Below are 22,153 nucleotides of genomic sequence, written 5' to 3'. Positions count from 1 at the left end.
GGCCACTATGAGTATTTTATCCGCGCAGCAACTGGCGAAGCGTTACGGTGATCGTCAGGTCGTTAAAGATATTTCACTGGATGTCAAAAGTGGTGAAATCGTCGGTTTGCTTGGTCCTAACGGTGCAGGCAAAACAACCAGCTTTTATATGATTGTTGGTCTTGTACCGGTCGATCATGGCTTTATTTTCCTCGATCAATACGACCTGACTGACTATCCGATTCATGACCGGGCCCGTCTGGGTATCGGTTATCTGCCGCAGGAAGCCTCGGTTTTCCGCAAACTCAGCGTCGAGGATAATCTGTTTGCGATTCTGGAAACCCGTGATGAACTGACCGCGGCGGCAAGAAAAGATTTGCTGGAACGACTGCTGCAGGATTTTCATATTGATCACATCCGTAAATCCAAAGGCCTGTCTCTGTCCGGTGGTGAACGCCGACGGGTGGAAATCGCCCGGGCACTGGCGATGGATCCGCAGTTTATTCTGCTGGATGAACCGTTCGCCGGTGTCGACCCGATTTCGGTGCTTGATATTCAGGGCATTATCAAGGAACTGGCCGACCGTGGTATTGGCATTCTGATTACCGACCACAACGTGCGCGAGACGCTCAATGTTTGTCAGCGTGCCTACATCTTCAATGAAGGCGAGGTGATCGCCCGCGGCACTCCTGAGGAAATTCTTAAGGATAAGAAAGTCTTGAGCGTTTATCTCGGCCGCGACTTCAGAATGTGAACTAAAGGTGGCGTTGTGAACAAGGGTTCAGCTAAGATGCAATTTGACCCGATACGCCGCCATATATGAGTCTACGATACCTATTTAATATCCTTGTTCTGCTCGTTTTAAGCACTGTGGACAGTGCTCAGGCCTACGAACAGGGTCAACACGATGTCACCATTCAACTGCACTGGCAGCATCAGTTTCAATTTGCCGGACTCTACGCGGCCAGGGAAAAAGGGTTTTTCCAGCAGGCCGGTTTGAATGTCGACATTCAAACCGGCTTTACCCATCCCTATGATGAGGTGGAAAGTGGTGAAGTCGAGTTCGGTCTGTCGGGCACCGGTATTGTTGTCGAGTATCTGAAAGGCCGGCCGCTGGTTGCGCTGGGTGCAACATTCCAGAATAGCCCGTATGTCTGGCTGGTCAGGGCTGATTCAGGCATCTATTCAGCGCAGGATTTTATCGGTAAAACGGTCACCCGTCAGTCTTATGCCGATGATCTGGCCGCCATCTTTCTGCAGGAAAAGATCGACACCAGCCGGATCAATTTTGTGCCACCTAAGGCCACCGATATAGACGACCTGATTGCCGGACGGGTTGATGCCCTGACAGCCTATATTTCCAACGAACCCTTCAAACTGGTTCAGCAGCAGATACCTTACCGCACCATTGCGCCCAAGGATTACGGTATCAGCTTCTACAGCGATATTCTGTTTACCTCACAAAGCTACCTGCAGCAGCACCCTGAGGTGGTTGAAGCTTTCCGCGATGCGTTGTACCGGGGCTGGCGCTACGCCGCCGAGCATCCTCAGGAAATCATTGAGATTATTCTTGCCAAGTACAATAGCCAGAATAAAAGCCGTACTCACCTGCAATTTGAAGCAGATCAATTACTCAAGCTCAGCCTTTACCCGACGGTGGAATTCGGTCATATGACCCCGAGTCGATGGCAACAAATCGGCGAAATCTACCAGGATCTGGGCTTATATGACTCGGTCGGTAACCTCGATGATTTTTTATACCTCGAATCCAACAGTACCGACTGGCCGCTGCTAGTGAGTCTGGGATTTGTCAGTCTCATCTTGCTGGCCATCATCAGTCTGCTGTTGAAAAAGCATCACGACCGACGCCTGGCGCAGTATATCCGCGAGCATACTGTTGAACTCAAACAGGAACTCAGTAAGCGTGAGGAACTGGAAGCTGCCGCCCGCCATGAAAGTCTGCGGCTGCAGACCTTGCTGGATAACACCATCGACAGCGTCATTACTATCAACCACCATGGCATTATCGAAAACTATAACAAGGCCTCTATCGCCCTCTATGGCTACCAGCCGGAAGAAGTGATCGGTCAGAACATTACCATGCTGATGCCGGCCAGCTATCGCGATCTTCACAAGCTGGGCATGTCGCGTTTTCTCTCCACCGAAGAAAGCCGTATTCTGGGTCAGCCGGTCGAAGTCGAGGCACAGCACAAGAACGGGAAAGCGTTCCCCATAGAGCTGACTATCAGTGATTTTAAGTGGGAAGGTGAATACCTGTTTACCGGCATTGCCCGCGATATCAGTAAACAGAAAGCGGAACAGCAGGCATTAATTGATGCCAAGCAACAGGCTGAACGCGCCAATAATGCCAAATCCGAATTTTTGTCTGCGATGAGCCATGAATTACGGACTCCGCTTAATGGTATTCTCGGCTTTGCCCAATTATTGCTGAGCGACAAGGAGCAGACGCTGAGCAAACCGCAAATCAAAAGTGTCAGGCAGATCATCTACAGCGGGGAACATTTATTAACCCTGATTAATGATGTACTGGAACTGTCCAAAATTGAAGCCGGCAATATTCAGACTTCCCACGATCATGTGCATATATCCACTGTGTTCGAAGAATGCCTGCCGATGCTGCAGACACTGGCCAAACAATATGATGTCCATGTTGATGTGCTCAACAATAACGACTGCGTAGTGATTGCCGACTTCACCAAGCTGAAGCAGGTGTTCATCAATCTGGTGAGTAATGCCATCAAGTACAACAAGGCCGGTGGCAAGGTGTTGATCAGTACCAGCGTACATACCCATAACAGCACCTTGAAACTGACTATCACTGATACCGGCCAGGGCATTGCTACGGACAGGCAGTCTCATGTGTTCACCGCATTCGAGCGACTGGGACAGGAATACGCCAATATCGAAGGCAGCGGTGTCGGCCTCAGTGTCAGCAAACGTTTGATCGAAGCCATGGGCGGCAGCATTGATTTCGCCAGCACAGAGGGTCAGGGCAGCAGCTTCTGGGTAGAACTGCCACTATCCACCCAGCAGGATACGCTGACAGTGCCCTCACTACGCAGCATGGTTTCGGCTGAAGACACGGATTTACAGGAACGGCGGGGAGACACTGAACGCCCCAAACAGCGCCGTCATGTGCTTTATATTGAGGACAACCCGGCCAACATCCGCCTTATTGAGGTCTTTTTCTCACGTTATGAGCATATCTGTCTGCATACCTGCGAAAGTGCCGAAGCGGGGCTGGATCTGCTGAAAACCATGATTCCGGATGTGATTCTGCTGGATATCAACCTGCCGGGCATGACCGGGATCGAACTCAGCCGCGTCATGCAGGAGAACCCGGACTATGCTGACATTCCGGTGATTGCACTGACCGCCGCCGCAATGCAGGAAAATATCGATGCCGCCGACGGGCTGTTCAGGGCCTACATCACCAAACCAGTGGATTTCGGTCTGCTGACCCGGACTTTACAGGCTTATCTCTAGAGCTTGTTGATCTTTTATCTTCACTACTGCTGGAGGTTGTTTTTGTGTCTGGCAAGGCGGGAAGGAGCGTAGTGTAGCCATCCTACATGGCGATTGACAAATGGGTCTGGAACCCATTTGAACAGCGAAGCCGGGCGCAAAAATAGTCCCAGCCTTCCGGGTTGCGGCTGAAAAAACACTACTCTGCGTTGTTCGTCGTTTGTTTAGAACACTAAACCGCTCTCCCCGCGCCTTGATTGACGCTTTTTCAGTCATAACAGAGGCGGAGATGAACGATCAACAAGCCCTAGGGGCCGGACTGAGGAAAAAACAGGCGTGGCTCTACCCTTTCATCATTGAGGCTGACGCCAAAATGCAGATGCGGTCCGGTGACCCTGCCAGTCGCACCGACCAGACCGATGATTTCGCCCTGCTTGACCGCCTGACCGTCTTTGACGTCAATCCGGCTCAAGTGACAGAACATGGTCACCAGCCCCTGACCGTGATCGATAAACACCGTGTTGCCGTTAAAAAAATAATCACCGCTGCCACGAATGATGCCGGCGGCCGGGGCCTGAACCGGCGTCCCCCTGGCGGCCGCGATATCCATCCCGCTGTGCGGTTTTCTGGGTTCACCATTAAATACACGACGGCGGCCGAATAAGCCGCTGATTTCACCTTTCAGCGGCCAGATAAAATCAAACGGTACCTCATTAGTGTCGGTCCAGTGCCGCAGAGCAGCATCAATGCGTCGGGTCTCACGGTTAATCCGTTCCATGTCGTACTGATTGGGGTTGACCTTGCGCTTGTCCTTGATGGTGATGTGCTGGGTCGGATACTGCTTGTCCTCAATCGTAAAGATTAAGGTTTTCTCCTTCTCTGCCTGCCTGACTGTAATCTGATGGGGCCCCGGTTTGGCATCGAGCGGGATACCAATAACGGCCTGCCAGAGACCATTTTCAGCAGCCACCAGAACCGGTTTACCCTCAAAACTCACGACTGGCCGCGGTGTCGCATTCGGTGCCAGCGGCAGTATCACCACCCCGCCGGGCACCGCCGATTCATCCGGTAGCGCCGCTGCGAGCAAAGGCAGACACAGGCCCAGTATCAGCAGAATTTTATTTATCTTTAACAGCTCTGACCTCACAGTCAATCTCCCCCTGGCGCAGCTTGACGCGGATCGCATCGCCCGGTCTGACCTGTTCGCTGCGGGTAATGACTTCTTCTGTATCAATACGGCGACTGATGCTGTAACCCCGCTCCAGCGTGTTGAGCGGACTCACCGCCGCCAGGGTTCTCACCTGCTGCGACAACATGCTTCCGGCGATGCTCAGCTGCGTCTGGATCAGTTTATCGAGCTGGCGTTTGAGTCCTGATAGATGCAGCTGTTGCCTTGCCACCTGTTGCGCAGGCAATTGCCGCCTGAGACGCGACTGCAGAGCCACCACTGACTGAGCAGCCTGTTTTTGCTGTGACCTGAGAGCGGTTTGCAGGCGGTGCATCAGGTTATCAAGCCGGGCTCGCTGACTGTCGATTTGCGCCTGCGGATGCTTGAGTCTTGCAGCGAGGAAATCGACTCTCTGCGCGCGATTTTGCTGATCCCGCTGCCAGGCAGCATCCAGCATGCGTTTGTACTGCTTAATGGCTTGATTTTGCTGGCGGATTTGTAAATCCGGTCTTGGCAGACGTCGCTGCAGATGCAACAGGTGGCGTTGTTCGCCGGTCAGCCATTGCCGGGTGCGTGCAGTCAGTCGCTGCATCAGATTCTGGACCGTCGCCAGCAACTGTCTGGCATCAGGCACCGCCATTTCTGCTGCGGCCGAGGGCGTCGGCGCCCGCACGTCGGCGACAAAATCAGCGATGGTAAAGTCGACCTCATGGCCAACCGCGGATATCACCGGCAGTTTACAGTCATAAATGGCCCGTGCCAGTTGCTCGTCGTTAAAACTCCACAGATCTTCCAGCGAACCGCCGCCGCGGCTGATTATCAGTACATCGCATTCCTGGCGGCTATCAGCGAGCCTGACTGCCTCAACCAGCTGTCGAGCCGAAGCCTCACCCTGCACTGCGACCGGATAAAGAATCACATCCACGGCCGGGAAACGACGTTTGAGCACGCTGAGAATATCGTGCACCGCCGCACCATCAGGTGACGAGATAATGCCGATCGTGGCTGGCATTGCCGGAATCGGTTTTTTATGGGCCTGATCGAACAATCCTTCCTGACCCAGCCTTTGCTTTAAGGCCTCGTAGGCACGCTGCAATGCACCACTGCCGGCCTCTTCCATGTGCTCAACCATCAGCTGGAATTCACCGCGGCCTTCATACAGCGTGACACGCACCCGTAACAAAACCTGCATACCATTCTCAGGGGTAAATCGCAGTTGGCGGTTACGATTACGGAACATCGCGCAGCGAACCTGCGCAGCCTCATCCTTCAGGGTGAAATAGATATGACCCGAGCCGGGCATGGCCAGATTGGATATCTCGCCTTCGACCCAGATGAGAGGAAAAGAGCCTTCCAGCAGCATGCGGGCTTCTCGGACGATCCTTGAAACCGGATAAACCTCTCGGACGGCGCGGTTAGCCAGTGAGCCTCGTTGATCAGTTGTATTTTGTGATGCCATTGGCACTGATTTTCCTGATATAATTGCAGGATCATATTACAGCTAATTTCAGGAACAAGCCCGATGAGAATTGCTCAAGAAGCTCTGACGTTTGATGACGTTTTGCTGGTCCCGGCCTATTCAAACGTCCTCCCGCGTGATGTCAATCTGGCGACAAAATTGACCCGTGATATCACGATTAACATCCCGCTGCTGTCGGCGGCGATGGATACTGTCACCGAAGGCCGTCTGGCCATTGCTATGGCGCAGGAAGGCGGCTTGGGTATTCTGCACAAAAACATGACCATCGAGCAACAGGCCGATGAAGTGCGTAAGGTCAAAAAATTCGAAAGCGGTGTTGTGCGTGATCCGATTACTGTCAGTCCTACCACCACCATCGGTGAAGTTGTCGACCTGACCCGTACTCACAACATTTCCGGCGTGCCTGTCGTCGATGGTGTCGACCTGGTCGGTATCGTCACCAGTCGTGATCTGCGTTTTGAAACCCATTACGACAACCCGGTTTCTTCCATCATGACCCAGAAGGACAAGCTGGTTACGGTCAAGGAAGATGCCTCCCGCGAAGAAGTCCTGAACCTGCTGCATACCAACCGTATCGAAAAAGTCCTGGTGGTGGATGATAACTTCCATCTGACAGGCATGATCACGGTCAAGGATATCCAGAAACAAACGGATAATCCGCTGGCCTCTAAAGACGATCAGGAACGTCTGCGTGTCGGTGCCGCCGTCGGTATCGGCGCTGAAAGCCAGGCCCGTGTTGAAGCACTGGCCGCTGCCGGTGTGGACGTTATCGTGGTCGATACCGCCCACGGTCATTCACAGGGCGTGCTGGACCAGGTCAAATGGGTCAAGCAAAATTTCCCGCAGGTACAGGTCATTGGCGGTAATATCGCTACCGCCGAAGCCGCACTGGCACTGGTTGAATCCGGCGCAGACGCGGTCAAAGTCGGTATCGGTCCCGGTTCGATTTGTACCACCCGCATTGTCGCCGGTGTCGGCGTACCGCAAATCAGTGCGATCAGCAATGTCGCCGCTGCCCTTGAAGGGACCGGTGTGCCGCTGATTGCCGACGGTGGTATCCGCTTCTCCGGTGATATCGCCAAGGCACTGGTTGCCGGTGCGCACAGCATCATGATTGGCGGCATGTTTGCCGGTACTGAAGAAGCTCCGGGTGAGGTCGAACTGTATCAGGGCCGGGCTTACAAATCCTACCGCGGTATGGGCTCACTGGGTGCAATGTCACAGAAGCAGGGTTCCAGTGATCGTTACTTCCAGGAATCCAACGAAGCCGACAAACTGGTACCGGAAGGCATTGAAGGCCGTGTGCCATTCAAAGGCAGTCTGGGCGCCGTGGTTCACCAACTGGTGGGGGGTATCCGTGCCAGCATGGGCTACACCGGTTCTGCGACTATTGAAGAAATGCGCACCAAACCGCAGTTCGTAAAAGTCACCTCAGCCGGTATGAGCGAAAGCCACGTCCATGACGTGACCATCATCAAAGAAGCGCCAAACTACCGTCTTAACTAAGCTTGCAAACCACTGCCCCTGTCCGGGGCAGTGGTTTTTTATTTGATTTGAAGAGATCTCAATGACCAGCAATATTCACGATCATCGCATTCTTATTCTGGATTTCGGCTCCCAGTACACCCAGCTTATCGCGCGCCGTATCCGTGAAGCCGGGGTTTACTGTGAACTGCGTAACCCGGAAATCAGTGAAGCCGAGATCCGTGAATTTAACCCCAAAGGCATCATTCTCTCCGGCGGCCCAGACTCCACCATTGGTGAGGCCGCGCCCAGTGCGCCGCATTGCGTCTTCGAACTGGGTCTGCCGGTACTGGGCATTTGCTATGGCATGCAGACCATGGCGACTCAGCTGGGGGGTAAGGTTGAATCCTCATCGCACCGTGAATTCGGCTATGCCCAGATCCGCGCCCGTGGTCATTCTCAGTTTCTGCGTGATATCGAAGACCACACCACCGAAGAAGGCTGGGGCATGCTCGATGTCTGGATGAGCCACGGTGACCGCGTTGCCGAACTGCCGGAAGGTTTCAAAGTCATCGCCAGTACCGATAGCGCCCCAATCGCCGGCATGGCCGACGAAAGCCGCCATTTTTATGGCGTGCAATTCCATCCCGAAGTTACCCACACCACACAGGGCCAGCGCATGATTGAGCGCTTCCTGGTTGAAATCTGTGGCTGTGAAACCCTGTGGACGCCCGCCAATATTATTGATGATCACATCACGGCTATCCGTGAACAGGTCGGTGATGATGAAGTGCTGCTGGGCCTGTCTGGTGGTGTCGACTCTTCTGTGGTTGCCGCGCTGCTGCATAAAGCCATTGGCGATCAGCTGACCTGTGTCTTTGTCGATAACGGCCTGCTACGCCAGCATGAAGGCGACCAGGTCATGGCGATGTTTGCCAAACATATGGGCATCCGGGTGATTCGTGCTGATGCCGAAGATCGCTTTCTCGACGCACTGGCCGGTGTCGATGATCCGGAACAGAAGCGCAAAATTATCGGTAACAAATTTGTCGAAGTTTTCGATGAAGAAGCCAGCAGACTGCCCAAGGTCAAATGGCTGGCACAGGGCACCATTTACCCTGATGTTATCGAATCAGCCGCCTCCAAGACCGGTAAAGCGCATGTCATCAAAACCCACCACAACGTGGGTGGCCTGCCGGAGGAAATGAACCTCAAGCTGATCGAACCATTGCGTGAGCTGTTCAAGGATGAAGTGCGTAAACTCGGGGTTGAGCTGGGCCTGCCCAGTGATATGGTTTACCGTCACCCTTTCCCGGGGCCGGGTCTGGGCGTGCGTATACTGGGTGAAGTCAAAAAAGACTATGCCGATCTGTTGCGTAAAGCCGACCATATCTTTATTGAAGAACTGCGCCGCCACGATCTGTACGATAAAACCAGCCAGGCCTTTGCTGTGTTTCTGCCGGTCAAATCTGTCGGTGTCATGGGCGATGGCCGCCGTTATGATTATGTGGTTTCGCTGCGCGCCGTGGAAACCATTGATTTCATGACCGCACGCTGGGCCAATCTGCCCTACGACTTTCTGGATCTGGTTTCACGTCGCATTATCAACGAAACAACCGGAATTTCACGGGTGGTCTACGATATTTCCGGTAAGCCACCCGCCACGATAGAGTGGGAATAATTCCACCTCAGGCACTGGCAGCAGGAACACGTCCATAATTCCTTTTATCAATGAGTTATTAACACCTGCCTGACAATGTCAGGCAGATTGCAGCGTCATTAAGCAGACTTTCCGGCTATGTTTAATGGTGTTCGAGTAAATAATACAACTTCATTCCTGCGCCGCTTTCCAGGCGCCCATGGAGCCAAGATAAATATCGACCTTGTCGAATCCCTTGCCGGCAAGCCAACCGGCAGCCACTGTCGCACGGATACCGCTCGCACACATCAGCGTATAACGGCGATGCTTGTCAAGCTCACACCACCGCTCATTGAGATGACCGATATATATGTGTTGTGAGCCCTCAATCGCGCTCTCAGACCGTTCATCGGCAGCGCGCACATCCAGCAAGGTCCAGTTATTCGCGCCCGCGAGGCGTTGCTTTACTTCCTCGGTGCCGATCATCGGGGTCATCTCCATATGTACGCCCTGCGCGGCGGCGGGGACAATACCAACATAGCCCCCCTCCACATTGTCCAGCGCGATCCGCATGAGATGCGTCATGGCAGATTCAAGCTGGCTTTGGTCCGAGGCCAGTAAAACGATGCGCGCCCCCTCGTCGATAAACCAGCCGGCAAAAGCCGGGATCATTGACACCGGCAGACTGATAGCACCGGGCAGATGACCCGCGGCATAGGCCATCGGTTCGCGCACATCAACAAGCATATCCGCCATTGATGATTTCACTTGCTGAAGCGTTAGCCTGCGTGGACACCGTTGACGTGGTGGCGGTTCGCCGCCTTCCATGTTCAACCGTTCCATCAGCCGGAAATAGGGCGGCTGGTAGTGGTTTTCGTTGACCTTGAAACGAATAAACTCATCTTTGTCAGTAATTTGAAGACGCGGATTGTTGTTCCGCTCGTGACCGAGCGTGGAAAATTCGCGTTCCGCCATACCGTCGCCACACACTGAGCCCGCACCATGAGCCGGGTAAACGATTGCCTGGTCCCCAAGCGCCAGTATTTTTCGCAGGGAATCGTAAAGCAGCCCCGCTACTTCCTCGGCACGATCAGGATAAAAATCAGTTCGTCCGACATCACCAATAAACAGTGCATCACCGGTAAACACGCCCACCGCCTTTTCCGGATAGGCGCTATCGAAAACGGCAAAGGCCAGATGGTCATCGGTATGGCCCGGCGTCTCCAAAACACGGATTTCAAGCTGGCCGATACTGAAACTGTCACCGTCGCGTGCAGTTTCGGCATAACGGATCGGCTTTTCTGTATCGGGGCCATGCAGCACCTTGGCACCAGTCATCTGTGCCAGAACAGGCGCCCCCGACACCAGATCTTCATTGCGGTGGGTTTCAAAAATATGCGTAATTTCCATGCCCTCGGCCCGCGCTATCTCAAGATAGACGTCACAATCGCGGCGAGGATCAATGACCGCCGCCTGACCACCCGCTCCCAGCAAGTAGGAAAGATGCGCCAGGCCTGGAGTTTTGATTTTTTCCAGTAGCATCAGCTGCTCCCATTATTGCTTATTACATTAACCGTTTATGAACCGCCTCGATTAAATGTCGAACATGATCTGTGTGCAGCACAAGTACCGACATCTCTAGAATCAGCACCGGAGCTGTTTGACTTTTCAGCCTCTAGTGCCCGGCAGGTAATAGTGATAACCAGAATCGCATAAATCAGCCTGGGGTCTTCTATCGGCTATTTCAAATTTTTCAGGCATTTCACCGCTTGCTTTGATAGTTGCAACAACATGGCTCATGTTCCGCTGGCTTGATGGACTATTCATCAGACTGAAAGCATTTTTTAAAAACTGTCCTGATCATGGTACTTTCTGATTCAGAGTGAATTGTCTTTCAACAATAAACCTCCTTTATTATTTAGTTAAATGGAAAACAAGCGCTACATTCTCATAATCAGTGGACGCGTACAGGGCGTGAGCTACCGCATGTCAGCTTATGAAAAGGCACAGCAGCTGGCTCTGGCGGGTTGGGTCAGAAATCTCAGTGACGGTCGCGTTGAAATGGTCATCGAGGGCCCCCCAGACAAACTGCAAAAGATGACAGACTGGGCTGCTCAAGGTCCTCGCTTTGCCAGGGTCAGCCATATTGATATGACTGAGGAAGTGGCCACCGGCGAATTCGGAGATTTTCAAATTCGATAAAACGCATCATCAGAAACAACGATATTTCATGGCATCTGCTTCAACCAGACTGGTTTTGCTAATAAGCTGACAAAAGCTATGATGTCCCGACATTACAAAAACGATAAAAGGATTGGGTATGGCTCGGCAGTTTGATTCACAAGGCTTTATGTGGCGCTTTATTTTTGCGCTGGTAATGGTCTTTCTGACCTATAACCCCAATGGACTGAGTTATTACCACTGGGCCAAACATGCCATTTTCGGTGAAGGCACTATCATGAACCCGCCTTTTGCCCTGGTCTCCGTCGTGCTGCTGATTGGCTGGACGATTTATCTGCGTGCCACCTTCCGTTCACTGGGGGGCTTCGGTCTGTTACTGGCAGTTGCCTTTTTCGCCATTATTATCTGGTGGCTGGTCGATCTGGGACTGCTGGGCCTTAATAATGTCTCGGTGTTCAGCTATATCGTCTTATTCCTGCTGTCTGCCGTGCTGGCGGTGGGCATGAGCTGGTCGCATATCCGTCGGCGCTTGTCCGGCCAGGCCGATATGGACGATGTCGATGAATAGCCTGATACCTGGCACCATATGAGCGAGCCAAAAACGGCCGAAACATTGACTGGCAATGCGGCTAAAGCAGCTTATGATCTGCTGACCGCCGAGGATGACGGCCGGGTCTGTCGTGATATCCCGGAACCCCTCTGCGATGAGCAACCGCGCAATTTCAGTACCCATGTTTTATCGCTGTCACTGTCCAAAACCGCCGATGCGCTGATTAATCCCAAGCTGATTCTGAGCTGGATACTGACCACCCTCGGTGCTTCACAGTTTGTCGGCCTGTTAGTACCGATAAGAGAAGCCGGGGCACTGTTGCCACAGCTGTTTATTGCCGGCCGGGTGCGCTCCCTGCCACTGAGAAAATATGCCTGGGCACTGGGCAGTTTCCTCCAGGGTTTATGTGCCGTGGGCATGGCCGTTGCCGCCTTGACCCTGGAAGGCGCGACACTGGGCTGGATGATTATCAGCCTGCTTACCCTCCTCGCCTTATCCAGAAGTATCTGTTCTGTTTCCTACAAAGATGTACTGGGCAAAACGGTTGGCAAAACCCGTCGTGGCACGGCCACCGGTTCAGCTGCCACAGTGGCGGCGGCGATGACTATCGCTTATGCCGCGCTGATTGCTTCGGGGCTGTTCGATAAAATCAACATTGTCATTATCGGCCTGTGCCTGGCTGCCCTGTTCTGGCTGGCGGCGGCTTTGGTGTTTTCAACGCTGAAAGAGACTGAAGGTGCCACCGAAGGCGGTGCCAACCCGGTAACTGTCGCCAGAGAGAATCTGCGCTATCTCATTGATGACCGTGAGCTGAGACTGTTTATCATCACCCGCTCGCTACTGGTTTCAACAGCCCTTGCTCCGCCTTTTATGCTGGCTTTGAAAGCGGAATCAATGCAAGAGAGCATAACTGGGCTGGGCTGGCTGCTTCTGGCATCGTCCGTGGCCAGTCTGCTCAGCAGTTATGTTTGGGGCCGACTGTCAGATCGCTCCAGCCGCAAGGTGCTGTTGCTCGCCGGCCTAGGCGGCGGTGTATCTTTGACTCTCACCGTTATCGCGTCACAGGGCAACTGGTTGAGTCTTCCCTGGCTTTTGCCTTTTTTATTATTTAGTCTGATGATTGCCTATGGTGGGGTTCGGCTGGGACGGTCAGTTCACCTGGTCGATATTGCCGATCAGGACAAAAGAGCGATTTACACCGCCCTGTCCAATACTATCATCGGCATTATTCTGATGCTGACCAGCCTGTTCAGCATCATTGCCAGCCTTTATGGTGAAGTTGTTGTGCTGGCAGTGTTCGCGTTGATGAGCTTTGCCTCAATGGCTTCGGCTTATCTTATGCGTGAAGCACAGGCATAAAATAAATAATTAATAACAAGCCCCAACTCACGTACAAGGAGACAACAATGGATAATTTCCTCACCGCCTGGAGACCTCGCGTTCTGAGTCTCGTCCGCATTATTTCCGCTTTTTTGTTTATGGCTCATGGCACCCAGAAAATGTTCGGTTTCCCGGCTGAACAGCGCTACCCTTTTGAGCTGTTTTCACTCTCCGGTGCCGCCGGTGTACTGGAAGTCGTCGGCGGCTTTTTGCTGCTGATTGGCCTGTTTACCCGCCCAGTTGCCTTTATTCTGTCCGGTCAGATGGCAGTGGCTTATTTCCTGGTACACGCACCACAGGGGTTCTGGCCTTTAAATAACGGCGGTGAGCTGGCAGCAATGTTCAGCTTTGTGTTCCTTTATTTTGTGTTTGCCGGCGGTGGTTCCTGGAGTGTGGATTGCCTGTGTAAAAACAGGCGTCATCAGTCGCTGTAAAAGCTGAGCTGCCCTGAAATGGCTGCGGCACTGAGTGTGCCGCAGTCAGATTCAACGGGCGCCCGGCCTGAACCTGTCAAATAATGAGTCCTTTTCCAGAATGGAAATTTTCCGCGTTTTTGCGCTCTTTATTCTGACCGCCCTGGCAGAAATTATTGGCTGCTACCTGCCCTATTTGTGGCTGAAACAGGACTATTCCGTCTGGCTGCTGCTACCGGCCGCTATCAGTCTGGCCGTTTTTGCCTGGCTGTTAACGCTGCACCCACACGCTGCCGGCCGTGTTTATGCGGGCTACGGCGGCGTTTATGTCAGCGTCGCGCTAATCTGGTTATGGGCTGTCGATGGGATACGGCCGAGTTTTAGCGACTGGCTTGGCGTGGCGGTGATTTTGACGGGCATGCTGATTATCATGCTGGGTCCCAAGGCTTATTGATCCAGACATTTATAGATCACAGGAAATAATATCGCCTCCCTAGCGCAATCTTTATCTGTTTGATATAGCATCGTCAGAAACCCTTTCCAGGAGCAAACTATGTTCAGGCCCACGATGCAGCGCTTTTCTCACAGACTCTTGCCTTTCATAGCGCTGGCTCTGCTCTCTTCTCTCACCTCAGGCTGCGCGACCCGGGTGCTGATGTCATCCGACCGCTATGAAAAGCCAAAAACAGACACACCGCAGTTTCGTTCGCTTGATGCCATTTCTCGCAGCTGGCAACAGGATAGTCATCTTGAGCAGGCTTATCTGTCTGCGGCAGCTCAAGTGCAAAGCATCCAATTTAATCGATTAGTTCACACTCCTTCACATGAATTTGCCCATCGAAAATGTTAGAGTCAGACTTATGAGAATCAACACAGGTTATGCTAATGCTCAGAAAATCGATGATGCTGCCGGTACTGGTGGCTTTATTCTCTCTAGCAGGCTGTCATGGTCACCTTCACCATAAACAGCCGCCGGGTCATGATCCTGATGGCCCCGGTAATAGTGAAAATGCGCCTGGGCATCAGTAAAACTCTGCACGCTGTGATGCGCTGTCATGGTCCACACTGAAGTCCCTCAAATCAGGCGCTGGGCGGTCATCGGGCTGTGGCTGCTTTTGTCAGGTTGCGCCACACATGCGCTCTACTCATCAGACCGTTATTATGACGAGGGTCATCACTATGATGTCCCTGAAGGCCACATGCCCCCGCCGGGCCAGTGCCGGATCTGGTATCCCGACAGCCCACCGGGACAGCAACCGCCGCCCGGAGACTGTTATGATCTTCGTCACCATGTGCCGCCGAATGCTATTCTGATCCGGGGTTAATCTGAAATAAGGACTTCTGCTATGACAGTGACACGCATTCTCGGCATTTTGTTGATTATCGCCGGTACCGCCGGGCTGATTTATGGAGACTTCAGCTTCACCAAAGAAACTCACCAGGCAGAACTGGGTCCCCTAGAGCTGGAGTTACAGGAAAAAGAAACCGTGCAGGTGCCCACCTGGGCAGGTGCTGGCGCCATTGGTGTCGGGCTTATTCTGTTACTGGTTGGCGGACGCCGTCGTTAACGGGGGATGACCATGGATCTCACAAACCTCATCGCTGTATTTGGCTGGATGACCGTGATCAACTTTGGCTTGCTGATTATCACTACGCTGATGCTGACCGTATTCAGAAATCAGATTATCCGAATCCATAACCGGGTGACCGGTCTGGATGCAGCGACTTTGAGACCGGCATACCTCTATTTTCTCGCCTTCTACAAAGTTCTGATTATCGTATTCAACCTCACCCCCTATCTGGCCTTGAAACTCCTCTAGATAAGACCCTAAGCCCGGCTTTTCCGGGAACTCCGGGCTCTACGGCGCTTACCAATATCAGCCCTTTAAACTTTGATTTGAAGGAGACGCTGTATGTTGAGTTATCAATTCAATAAAGACATCGGCCTGCTGCACCTTCAGCCCCGGGGTCCGCTGAGCAAGGATGATTTTGAAGGCCTGGCGGCCGTGGTCGATCCTTATATCGAACAGCATGGCGAACTTGCCGGCATTATTATCGAGAGCAAAGTATTTCCGGGCTGGCGGGATCTGGAAGCTGCCCTGGAACATGCTCGCTTTATCCATGAGCATCATCACCGAATCAAAAAAATAGCCCTGGTCACCGACTCGGCACTGGGCGATTTTGCCGAAGACATCGCTTCACATTTTGTCTTTGCTGAAATCCGGCATTTTCAGGCCCATCATGATTTGCTGGCACATGACTGGATCCGTAACTGACAGAATTCCGCTGCTGGGCCGCCCCCGCCCAACTAACCCTCTGTCTTTGTTTATATTCTCCCAAACTGACCCGATTTGTCTCAGGGTCCACTATCACGTCATTTTCGGACTTCAGGACAAATTTTTTTGAAATTTTCTGATAGTATCGCCAATCCACTTGAGGATCTCTGCTTCTTAAACAACTCTTCGAGCATGTTTAAAAAACAGTCATTCAATGTGGGTGTTGATATGTATATGAGGAAACACCTATGGAGCACCAAGTAAAAAAGTCGGTGAGCCGTACGCTCGCCGTGGCACAGGACTTCGGTCTGATTGTGGTGGCACTGGCAACCCTGGTGGCGATTGGCATCGAAATTAAAATTATGGTGGATAACCGCTTTGTCTCGCTGACTGATCTGTTGCTGCTGTTCATCTATCTTGAAGTCATCACGATGGTCGCGGTGTATTACGAATCGGGGGAATTGCCGATCAAAATCCCACTCTATATCGCCATTGTGGCATTGGCGCGATACCTGATTCTGGATATGAAAAATATCGATACCTGGCGGATTCTGGGCATCGCCTCGGCCATCCTGCTGATTGGTGGGGCTATCATCGTCATTCATTACTGCAAGACGCTGATGCCGGACAAGGTTAAAAGCTAATCATTACGCGATGAGAGGCTTTATGGCGGCGGTAGCAATACCGCCGTTTTTTATGTTTTGCGTTATGCATACCTGTGCATTACGATAATCAGTATTCGAAACCGGAACAGATTATGGCGTCTCAATTTACTGTTCACGGCCGTTTATGGATCGAAGGTCCGGATGGCACCGTGCTGGGCCATGGCCGTGTAGAACTGCTGGAAAAAATCGACGCACTGGGCTCACTGAGTGCCGCTGCCAGCGCACTCGGCATGTCCTATCGCTATGCCTGGAAGCTGGTGAAGTCGATGAACGAGCATAGCGATAGTCCGTTACTCACGCTCAATGCCGGCGGTCGGGGTGGTGGGCATGCCACACTGACCGATGCTGGCAAAGAAGCCGTGGCGACTTACCGGCAGACCGACCGTGAGTTTGAACAGTTCCTGTCCGAGCAGTCTGAGAAACTGCCCGGATAAATTTTTTGCCCCCCGTTATGCGTCAGGATGCATATCGATAATCAAGGGTTTGTATGGCTTTTACCAGAAAACTGGCTGTTATCGTCTTCTTACTTCTACCGCTTCAGCTTGCTGCCGAGTCTGTCCGAATCGCCGTGGCCAGTAATTTCACCCATGCCATGCAGGAAATCAAAAAGCAGTTCGAACAGCAAACAGAACATAAGGTGGAGCTCATCTTTGGTTCCACCGGCAAGATATACGCACAAATCATTAACGGCGCGCCGTTCGATGCCTTTTTTGCAGCGGATGCGATTCGGCCCGAGCGACTGGAACAGGAAGGCCGGATACAGCCGGGATCAAGATTCAGCTATGCCTTTGGCCGAATTGTGCTGTGGAGCCCCGATAGCAATCTGAGTCTGGCTAAAGGCAAAGTCCTGGACAATGGACAGTTCCGACACCTCGCCATCGCCAACCCCAGGCTGGCACCTTACGGCACTGCCGCAAAGCAGGTTCTGCAGGCAAAAGGCGTCTGGCAAAAGCTGCAAAGCAGGATCGTTCGAGGCGAGAATATCGGTCAGACTTTTCAGTTTGTTATCAGCGGCAATGCCGAGCTCGGTTTTATTGCACTGTCGCAACTCGAGTCTCAACTCAATCCGAACCAGGGCAGTCACTGGCTGGTCCCGACAGATTTGTACCAGCCGATTGAACAACAGGCCGTACAGCTGACTGACAAAGCTGCGGTTTCGGCATTTATGCAGTTCGTCAAAACTGAGGCGGCAAAACAGATCATCCACGGTTACGGTTACAGTACGTCCTGATCATGCACCCGGACCTGACCGCCCTTCTGATTACCCTCAAGCTGGCTGCAATTACCACTTTGATCCTGCTGGTCATCGGTACGCCATTAGCCTGGTGGCTGGCGCGCAGCCAGTGGCGTTTTAAATTCATGATCGAAACTGTCATCGCCCTGCCACTGGTCCTTCCCCCTACCGTGCTGGGTTTCTATCTGTTGATTATGCTGGGACCGAACGGCCCCATCGGTGGTCTGGCTGAAGCGGTCGGCGGTCGTCCGCTGGCTTTTACTTTTACCGGGCTGGTGATCGGCTCAGTGTTTTACTCACTGCCGTTTGTGGTACAACCGTTGCAAAACGTCTTTACCGCCATTGGTGATAATGTCATGGAGCAGGCTGCGACTTTGCGTGCCAGCCCGCTGGACCGCTTTTTCAATGTCATGGTACCCATCGCCAGGCCCGGTTTTTTAACTGCTGCGGTATTGGGCTTTGCCCACACCATCGGTGAATTCGGGGTGGTGTTGATGATAGGCGGTAATATTCCAGGCGAGACCAAAGTCGTCTCCATTGCTATTTATGATCATGTGGAATCGCTGGAATACTCACAGGCTCATCTGCTTTCAGGTGGCTTGCTGCTGCTGTCCTTCCTGATGCTGATGGCCGTTTATGGCCTCAACCGCCGTTTCAGTGTGCTGCGCTCATGAGTCTGCAGGTCCGACTGAATATCCCGCGTAAAGACTTTACGATTAATGTGTCGTTAAGTGTGACACCGGGTCAGGTGACTTCGGTATTCGGCCCTTCCGGTTGCGGGAAAACCAGCCTGATGCGGGCGATTGCCGGGCTGGAAAACAGGGCCACCGGTCAAATCAGAATGGCCGACGAAGTCTGGCAGAGCCAAGACTATTTCCGTCCCGCCCACCAGCGGGATATCGGCTACGTCTTTCAGGATGCGAGTCTGTTTCCGCATCTCAATGTGTTCGATAATCTGCAGTTCGGCCTTCGCCGCCAGGCGCGCGATAAACGCCGTGTCTCCCTGGAGCAGGCAATAGAACTACTGGCCCTGTCTCCGCTGCTCCGACGCAGTGTCGATACCCTCTCGGGGGGCGAAAAACAACGTGTTGCCATTGCCCGCGCCGTGGCAACATCGCCCTCAGTGTTACTGTTTGATGAGCCCTTGGCAGCCGTCGATATCGCGCATAAACAGGAAATACTGCGTTATATCCAATCTTTGCACCGGGAACTGGATATTCCGATGCTCTACGTCAGTCATGCGATTGACGAAGTCGCCCGCCTCAGTGACAACCTGGTGTTGCTGGAAAAAGGTCAGCAACTGGCGAGTGGTAAAACGGCAGATTTGTTATCACAACTCAGCCTGCCGTTTGCAAATTATGAGGAGGCCGCGGCAGTGCTGGATACCACTGTGATCGGTCGTGATGAGTTTTACGGACTCAACCAGCTCTCCTTCGCCGGGGGTCAGATTGAGGTCAGTCACGGCCATCTGAAGCCGGGAGATAAAGTCCGTTTAAGAATCATGGCTCGTGATGTCAGTCTGACCCTCACACATCATGAAAACAGCAGTATTCTGAACATTTTCCCGGCCGTGATTGAGTCAATGGTGAATGAGGGGCCAACGCAAAAACTGGTTCGTCTGAATGCGGGCGGCCAGATTATTCTAAGCCGTATTACCGCCAAATCTGCCGATAAACTGGGGTTGCGTCCCGGTATGCCGGTCTTCGCCCAGGTCAAAGCCATCTCACCACTGGTCTGATTTTTCTGATTTACTTCTCCAGACATAAAAAAGGCGGTCATTGACCGCCTTTTCAGTTGCTTCAGCACTTCAAGCTAAACATCATAAGTCGAGGCAGAGACATTACCGCCACGACCAGTCCAGTTGGTATGAAAGAACTCACCGCGTGGTTTATCCAGACGCTCATAGGTGTGGGCACCGAAATAGTCACGCTGTGCCTGAAGCAGATTAGCCGGCAGACGCTCGCTGCGGTAACCGTCATAGAAAGACAGCGCGCTGCTGAAGGTCGGCACCGGCACGCCCAGTGCTACCGCGGTACCGACGGCTTTACGCCAGCCCGGCAGGGCTTCGGTAATGGCTTCAATAAAGAAATCATCCAGCAGCAGGTTTTCCAGCTTCGGATTCAGATCGAAAGCATCGCGGATCTTGCTCAAAAACTGGCTGCGGATAATACAGCCACCGCGCCACATCAGCGCGATACCACCGTAGTTGAGCTCCCAGCCGTATATCTCGGCGGCTTCGCGCATCAGCATGTAACCCTGCGCGTAGGAAATAATCTTGGAAGCATAAAGCGCATCGCGAATGGCATTGACCATTTCGGCTTTATCGCCTTCAAACTGAGCAGCCATAGCGGGTAAGACTTTCGATGCGCGAACCCGCTCATCCTTGCGTGCTGACAGGCAGCGGGAAAATACCGCTTCACCGATGAGCGTCAGCGGAATTCCCAGATCAAGGGCGTTCATGCCGGTCCATTTACCGGTGCCCTTCTGTCCCGCGGTATCAAGAATTTTGTCAATCAGCAGTTCGCCGTCATCATCCTTGACCGCCAGAATATCGCGGGTGATTTCGATGAGGTAGGAATCGAGTACGCCTTCATTCCACTCGGCGAAGACTTGCTGAATTTCATCGCCGGACATGCCCAGTCCTTCACGCATCATCTGGTAGGCTTCGCAAATCAGCTGCATATCGCCGTATTCAATGCCGTTATGGACCATTTTTACGTAGTGGCCGGCACCATCATTACCCACCCAGTCACAGCAGGGCTCACCATCCACCTGCGCGGCAATGGCCTGGAAGATAGGTTTGATATGGGGCCAGGCCGCATTGTTACCACCGGGCATCAGGGACGGTCCGTGGCGGGCACCTTCTTCACCTCCGGAGACACCGCTGCCGATAAACAGAATGCCTTTTTTATGGAGTTCATGGGTGCGACGGTCGCTGTCGTTGAACAGCGAGTTACCGCCATCAATGATAATGTCGCCTTTATCAAGGTAGAGCACCAGTTGCTCGATAAACTGGTCCACCACCGGGCCGGCCTTAACCATCAGCATCACCCGGCGGGGCGCTTTCAGACTCTCAATGAAAGGTTTAAGCTCATGAAAGCCCATCACGTTGGTGCCTTTGGCTGGGCCTTCGATAAATTCGTCGACTTTACTGGTGGTCCGGTTATAGACCGAGACCCTGAAGCCCTTGTCATTCATGTTGAGCACCAGGTTCTGGCCCATCACAGCCAGACCAACCAGCCCGATATCCGCTTTAGCAGGATTTTCTACTTCAGTCATAATTCTCTACACACCTTTATGTATTCACCAATAGCTTCTCGCGTCGATCCCACCACCAGTCGTCTTTGACCGGAGGCAGAATCACATTCAACAGCACCTGTGATCTCAATGGTTTCCCCAACCTGAGCCTGGCCGACATAGGTATGAGTAAATGACACCACTTCGGGCGTCATTTCGTTATCAATCAGATAGTGGGCAGGAAAATCGAAAGCGCGATGATCGTCGATCACGGTGGCTTTGACGGTTGAGATTCCCTGTTTGATGTAGTGACGATGCTCGGGTTCCAGCTCTTGCGGGAGTGAAACCATACCGATATCAAACTTGGTGCCATCAATTGCTGCTTTATTGAATTTGCGAGATTCATGCCAGGCAAATTCTTCGAAATTGAGTTCACCGCCGCGGCGTTGAAAATTGTCCCGCATCAGCGACAGGTCCAGTTCCTCGATCAGTCCCGAAGCTATGGCCTGCCTGACTGCATGCCGAGTTTGATGAAACGCCTCACGGCCGTAAACCACCAAATCAATATCCGAACCGGCTTTCTGATTACCAATCAACATCGAGCCGGTCAGCCCCAAAAAGTCACAATCGACACCGAACTGCACCAAAATAGTGAGCAGGCGGGACAGCTTTTCTTCGATTTCATCCGTCGGTTCAGGCTGATTTTTGAGCGTTTTCAGTCGCGCTTCAGGCTGGTGGTGGGTGATGATGTCAGCGACATCAACAGCATGGAATTCAGCATCGAACTGTTTGGATTTATAAAGATAATGTGGATGATGGCGGGAAAGCAGGCGGTTGGCCTGCAGTGTATCGACTTTCTGCCAGTTATCACCATTACTGACATAACGCAGAAAACAGCCGACCTTACCCTGATGAGGATGATAACTGACCACAGCAAAGATGAGACCATCAGCAGTCTGGACAAAGTCCTTGGGTAAATAAGGGAACTCTGTCTGTCTCAT

General features: G+C 52.7%; 24 protein-coding genes. 18 read left to right on the top strand and 6 right to left on the bottom strand.

Features of this window, described 5'->3' with window-relative positions; genetic code table 11:
* The first annotated feature begins 7 nt into the window (after positions 1-7).
* Both lptB and FH755_RS05715 read left to right on the top strand, forming a co-directional pair.
* Complete coding sequence (gene lptB / locus FH755_RS05720; RefSeq protein WP_292439486.1) at positions 8-733, top strand: LPS export ABC transporter ATP-binding protein; 726 nt, start codon at positions 8-10, stop codon at positions 731-733.
* A gap of 65 nt (positions 734-798) precedes the next feature.
* Positions 799-3,486 (top strand): ABC transporter substrate-binding protein, encoded by a 2,688-nt coding sequence (locus FH755_RS05715; protein WP_292439484.1) that lies wholly within the window; start codon positions 799-801, stop codon positions 3,484-3,486.
* Between the two features lie 286 nt (positions 3,487-3,772).
* On the opposite strand, the gene FH755_RS05710 is transcribed toward FH755_RS05715, so the two are convergent.
* Together FH755_RS05710 and xseA are read right to left on the bottom strand one after the other, a co-directional pair.
* Entirely contained in the window at positions 3,773-4,612 is an 840-nt protein-coding gene (locus tag FH755_RS05710) for a peptidoglycan DD-metalloendopeptidase family protein (RefSeq protein WP_292439482.1), read from the bottom strand.
* Positions 4,584-6,092: an exodeoxyribonuclease VII large subunit gene (xseA, locus tag FH755_RS05705; protein WP_292439480.1), complete on the bottom strand. Its 1,509-nt coding sequence runs from the start codon at positions 6,090-6,092 to the stop codon at positions 4,584-4,586. Before xseA ends, FH755_RS05710 begins: the two co-directional genes overlap by 29 nt.
* A 63-nt stretch (positions 6,093-6,155) precedes the next feature.
* Between xseA and guaB the strand changes: the two genes are divergently transcribed.
* Positions 6,156-7,619 carry an IMP dehydrogenase gene (guaB, locus tag FH755_RS05700; RefSeq protein ID WP_292439478.1) on the top strand — a complete coding sequence of 488 codons (1,464 nt, stop codon included), beginning with the start codon at positions 6,156-6,158 and terminating at the stop codon, positions 7,617-7,619.
* Between the two features lie 61 nt (positions 7,620-7,680).
* Entirely contained in the window at positions 7,681-9,258 is a 1,578-nt protein-coding gene (guaA, locus tag FH755_RS05695) for a glutamine-hydrolyzing GMP synthase (RefSeq protein ID WP_292439476.1), read from the top strand.
* Positions 9,259-9,408: 150 nt separating this feature from the next.
* Here guaA and FH755_RS05690 read toward each other — a convergent pair whose 3' ends face one another.
* Entirely contained in the window at positions 9,409-10,758 is a 1,350-nt protein-coding gene (locus FH755_RS05690; protein WP_292439474.1) for an MBL fold metallo-hydrolase, read from the bottom strand.
* A gap of 384 nt (positions 10,759-11,142) precedes the next feature.
* On the opposite strand from FH755_RS05690, the gene FH755_RS05685 reads away from it, so the two are divergent.
* The 5 genes from FH755_RS05685 (at position 11,143) to FH755_RS05665 (ending at position 14,194) form a co-directional block, all read left to right on the top strand.
* Positions 11,143-11,418: an acylphosphatase gene (locus FH755_RS05685; protein WP_292439472.1), complete on the top strand. Its 276-nt coding sequence runs from the start codon at positions 11,143-11,145 to the stop codon at positions 11,416-11,418.
* A gap of 118 nt (positions 11,419-11,536) precedes the next feature.
* Positions 11,537-11,965: a DUF6524 family protein gene (locus tag FH755_RS05680; RefSeq protein WP_292439470.1), complete on the top strand. Its 429-nt coding sequence runs from the start codon at positions 11,537-11,539 to the stop codon at positions 11,963-11,965.
* An 18-nt stretch (positions 11,966-11,983) separates the two neighbouring features.
* Positions 11,984-13,306 carry an MFS transporter gene (locus FH755_RS05675; RefSeq protein WP_292439469.1) on the top strand — a complete coding sequence of 441 codons (1,323 nt, stop codon included), beginning with the start codon at positions 11,984-11,986 and terminating at the stop codon, positions 13,304-13,306.
* 47 nt (positions 13,307-13,353) lie between these two features.
* Positions 13,354-13,761: a DoxX family protein gene (locus FH755_RS05670; RefSeq protein ID WP_292439468.1), complete on the top strand. Its 408-nt coding sequence runs from the start codon at positions 13,354-13,356 to the stop codon at positions 13,759-13,761.
* Between the two features lie 100 nt (positions 13,762-13,861).
* A complete protein-coding gene (locus tag FH755_RS05665) occupies positions 13,862-14,194 on the top strand; it encodes a YnfA family protein (protein ID WP_292439467.1) in 333 nt (110 codons plus the stop codon).
* A 435-nt stretch (positions 14,195-14,629) separates the two neighbouring features.
* On the opposite strand, the gene FH755_RS05660 is transcribed toward FH755_RS05665, so the two are convergent.
* A complete protein-coding gene (locus FH755_RS05660; RefSeq protein ID WP_292439466.1) occupies positions 14,630-14,797 on the bottom strand; it encodes a hypothetical protein in 168 nt (55 codons plus the stop codon).
* Between FH755_RS05660 and FH755_RS05655 the strand changes: the two genes are divergently transcribed.
* From FH755_RS05655 to modC, 9 genes are all read left to right on the top strand, one after another.
* A complete protein-coding gene (locus tag FH755_RS05655; protein ID WP_292439465.1) occupies positions 14,796-15,065 on the top strand; it encodes a hypothetical protein in 270 nt (89 codons plus the stop codon). The genes FH755_RS05660 and FH755_RS05655 overlap by 2 nt on opposite strands.
* Positions 15,066-15,086: 21 nt before the next feature.
* On the top strand, positions 15,087-15,308 hold the full coding sequence (locus tag FH755_RS05650; protein WP_292439464.1) for a hypothetical protein: 222 nt from the start codon (positions 15,087-15,089) through the stop codon (positions 15,306-15,308).
* A gap of 12 nt (positions 15,309-15,320) precedes the next feature.
* Positions 15,321-15,560, top strand: coding sequence for a DUF6868 family protein (locus FH755_RS05645; protein WP_292439463.1), 240 nt, complete (start codon positions 15,321-15,323; stop codon positions 15,558-15,560).
* 93 nt (positions 15,561-15,653) lie between these two features.
* Positions 15,654-16,016 carry an STAS/SEC14 domain-containing protein gene (locus tag FH755_RS05640; RefSeq protein ID WP_292439462.1) on the top strand — a complete coding sequence of 121 codons (363 nt, stop codon included), beginning with the start codon at positions 15,654-15,656 and terminating at the stop codon, positions 16,014-16,016.
* A 248-nt stretch (positions 16,017-16,264) separates the two neighbouring features.
* Positions 16,265-16,660, top strand: coding sequence for a phosphate-starvation-inducible PsiE family protein (locus FH755_RS05635; RefSeq protein ID WP_292439461.1), 396 nt, complete (start codon positions 16,265-16,267; stop codon positions 16,658-16,660).
* Positions 16,661-16,773: 113 nt separating this feature from the next.
* Positions 16,774-17,115: a LysR family transcriptional regulator gene (locus tag FH755_RS05630; RefSeq protein WP_292439460.1), complete on the top strand. Its 342-nt coding sequence runs from the start codon at positions 16,774-16,776 to the stop codon at positions 17,113-17,115.
* Between the two features lie 53 nt (positions 17,116-17,168).
* Positions 17,169-17,912 carry a molybdate ABC transporter substrate-binding protein gene (gene modA / locus FH755_RS05625; protein ID WP_292439459.1) on the top strand — a complete coding sequence of 248 codons (744 nt, stop codon included), beginning with the start codon at positions 17,169-17,171 and terminating at the stop codon, positions 17,910-17,912.
* Positions 17,913-17,914: 2 nt separating this feature from the next.
* On the top strand, positions 17,915-18,589 hold the full coding sequence (modB, locus tag FH755_RS05620) for a molybdate ABC transporter permease subunit (protein WP_292439458.1): 675 nt from the start codon (positions 17,915-17,917) through the stop codon (positions 18,587-18,589).
* A complete protein-coding gene (modC, locus tag FH755_RS05615) occupies positions 18,586-19,653 on the top strand; it encodes a molybdenum ABC transporter ATP-binding protein (RefSeq protein WP_292439457.1) in 1,068 nt (355 codons plus the stop codon). Before modB ends, modC begins: the two co-directional genes overlap by 4 nt.
* A gap of 74 nt (positions 19,654-19,727) precedes the next feature.
* Here the strand turns inward: modC and gnd are convergent, their stop codons facing one another.
* Together gnd and FH755_RS05605 are read right to left on the bottom strand one after the other, a co-directional pair.
* Positions 19,728-21,194: a decarboxylating NADP(+)-dependent phosphogluconate dehydrogenase gene (gene gnd, locus FH755_RS05610; protein ID WP_292439456.1), complete on the bottom strand. Its 1,467-nt coding sequence runs from the start codon at positions 21,192-21,194 to the stop codon at positions 19,728-19,730.
* Positions 21,191-22,153 carry a nucleotidyltransferase domain-containing protein gene (locus FH755_RS05605; RefSeq protein ID WP_292439455.1) on the bottom strand — a complete coding sequence of 321 codons (963 nt, stop codon included), beginning with the start codon at positions 22,151-22,153 and terminating at the stop codon, positions 21,191-21,193. Before FH755_RS05605 ends, gnd begins: the two co-directional genes overlap by 4 nt.

The sequence above is a fragment of the Methylophaga sp. genome (assembly GCF_009711715.1).
Taxonomy (GTDB): Bacteria; Pseudomonadota; Gammaproteobacteria; order Nitrosococcales; family Methylophagaceae; genus Methylophaga.
This window is presented reverse-complemented; position numbering and strand designations above follow the sequence as displayed.

Bases quoted from the DNA above. Each gene is read 5' to 3' on its own strand.
- FH755_RS05715 (WP_292439484.1), top strand. From the start codon at position 799: ATGAGTCTACGATACCTATTTAATATCCTTGTTCTGCTCGTTTTAAGC.
- lptB (WP_292439486.1), top strand. From the start codon at position 8: ATGAGTATTTTATCCGCGCAGCAACTGGCGAAGCGTTACGGTGATCGT.
- FH755_RS05635 (WP_292439461.1), top strand. From the start codon at position 16,265: ATGGAGCACCAAGTAAAAAAGTCGGTGAGCCGTACGCTCGCCGTGGCA.
- FH755_RS05645 (WP_292439463.1), top strand. From the start codon at position 15,321: ATGGATCTCACAAACCTCATCGCTGTATTTGGCTGGATGACCGTGATC.
- FH755_RS05670 (WP_292439468.1), top strand. From the start codon at position 13,354: ATGGATAATTTCCTCACCGCCTGGAGACCTCGCGTTCTGAGTCTCGTC.
- xseA (WP_292439480.1), bottom strand. From the start codon at position 6,092: ATGGCATCACAAAATACAACTGATCAACGAGGCTCACTGGCTAACCGC.
- FH755_RS05675 (WP_292439469.1), top strand. From the start codon at position 11,984: ATGAGCGAGCCAAAAACGGCCGAAACATTGACTGGCAATGCGGCTAAA.
- FH755_RS05660 (WP_292439466.1), bottom strand. From the start codon at position 14,797: ATGACAGCGCATCACAGCGTGCAGAGTTTTACTGATGCCCAGGCGCAT.
- FH755_RS05690 (WP_292439474.1), bottom strand. From the start codon at position 10,758: ATGCTACTGGAAAAAATCAAAACTCCAGGCCTGGCGCATCTTTCCTAC.
- FH755_RS05605 (WP_292439455.1), bottom strand. From the start codon at position 22,153: ATGAGACAGACAGAGTTCCCTTATTTACCCAAGGACTTTGTCCAGACT.
- modB (WP_292439458.1), top strand. From the start codon at position 17,915: ATGCACCCGGACCTGACCGCCCTTCTGATTACCCTCAAGCTGGCTGCA.
- FH755_RS05685 (WP_292439472.1), top strand. From the start codon at position 11,143: ATGGAAAACAAGCGCTACATTCTCATAATCAGTGGACGCGTACAGGGC.
- gnd (WP_292439456.1), bottom strand. From the start codon at position 21,194: ATGACTGAAGTAGAAAATCCTGCTAAAGCGGATATCGGGCTGGTTGGT.
- FH755_RS05650 (WP_292439464.1), top strand. From the start codon at position 15,087: ATGACAGTGACACGCATTCTCGGCATTTTGTTGATTATCGCCGGTACC.
- guaB (WP_292439478.1), top strand. From the start codon at position 6,156: ATGAGAATTGCTCAAGAAGCTCTGACGTTTGATGACGTTTTGCTGGTC.
- FH755_RS05630 (WP_292439460.1), top strand. From the start codon at position 16,774: ATGGCGTCTCAATTTACTGTTCACGGCCGTTTATGGATCGAAGGTCCG.
- FH755_RS05680 (WP_292439470.1), top strand. From the start codon at position 11,537: ATGGCTCGGCAGTTTGATTCACAAGGCTTTATGTGGCGCTTTATTTTT.
- FH755_RS05665 (WP_292439467.1), top strand. From the start codon at position 13,862: ATGGAAATTTTCCGCGTTTTTGCGCTCTTTATTCTGACCGCCCTGGCA.
- FH755_RS05655 (WP_292439465.1), top strand. From the start codon at position 14,796: ATGGTCCACACTGAAGTCCCTCAAATCAGGCGCTGGGCGGTCATCGGG.
- FH755_RS05640 (WP_292439462.1), top strand. From the start codon at position 15,654: ATGTTGAGTTATCAATTCAATAAAGACATCGGCCTGCTGCACCTTCAG.
- guaA (WP_292439476.1), top strand. From the start codon at position 7,681: ATGACCAGCAATATTCACGATCATCGCATTCTTATTCTGGATTTCGGC.
- modC (WP_292439457.1), top strand. From the start codon at position 18,586: ATGAGTCTGCAGGTCCGACTGAATATCCCGCGTAAAGACTTTACGATT.
- modA (WP_292439459.1), top strand. From the start codon at position 17,169: ATGGCTTTTACCAGAAAACTGGCTGTTATCGTCTTCTTACTTCTACCG.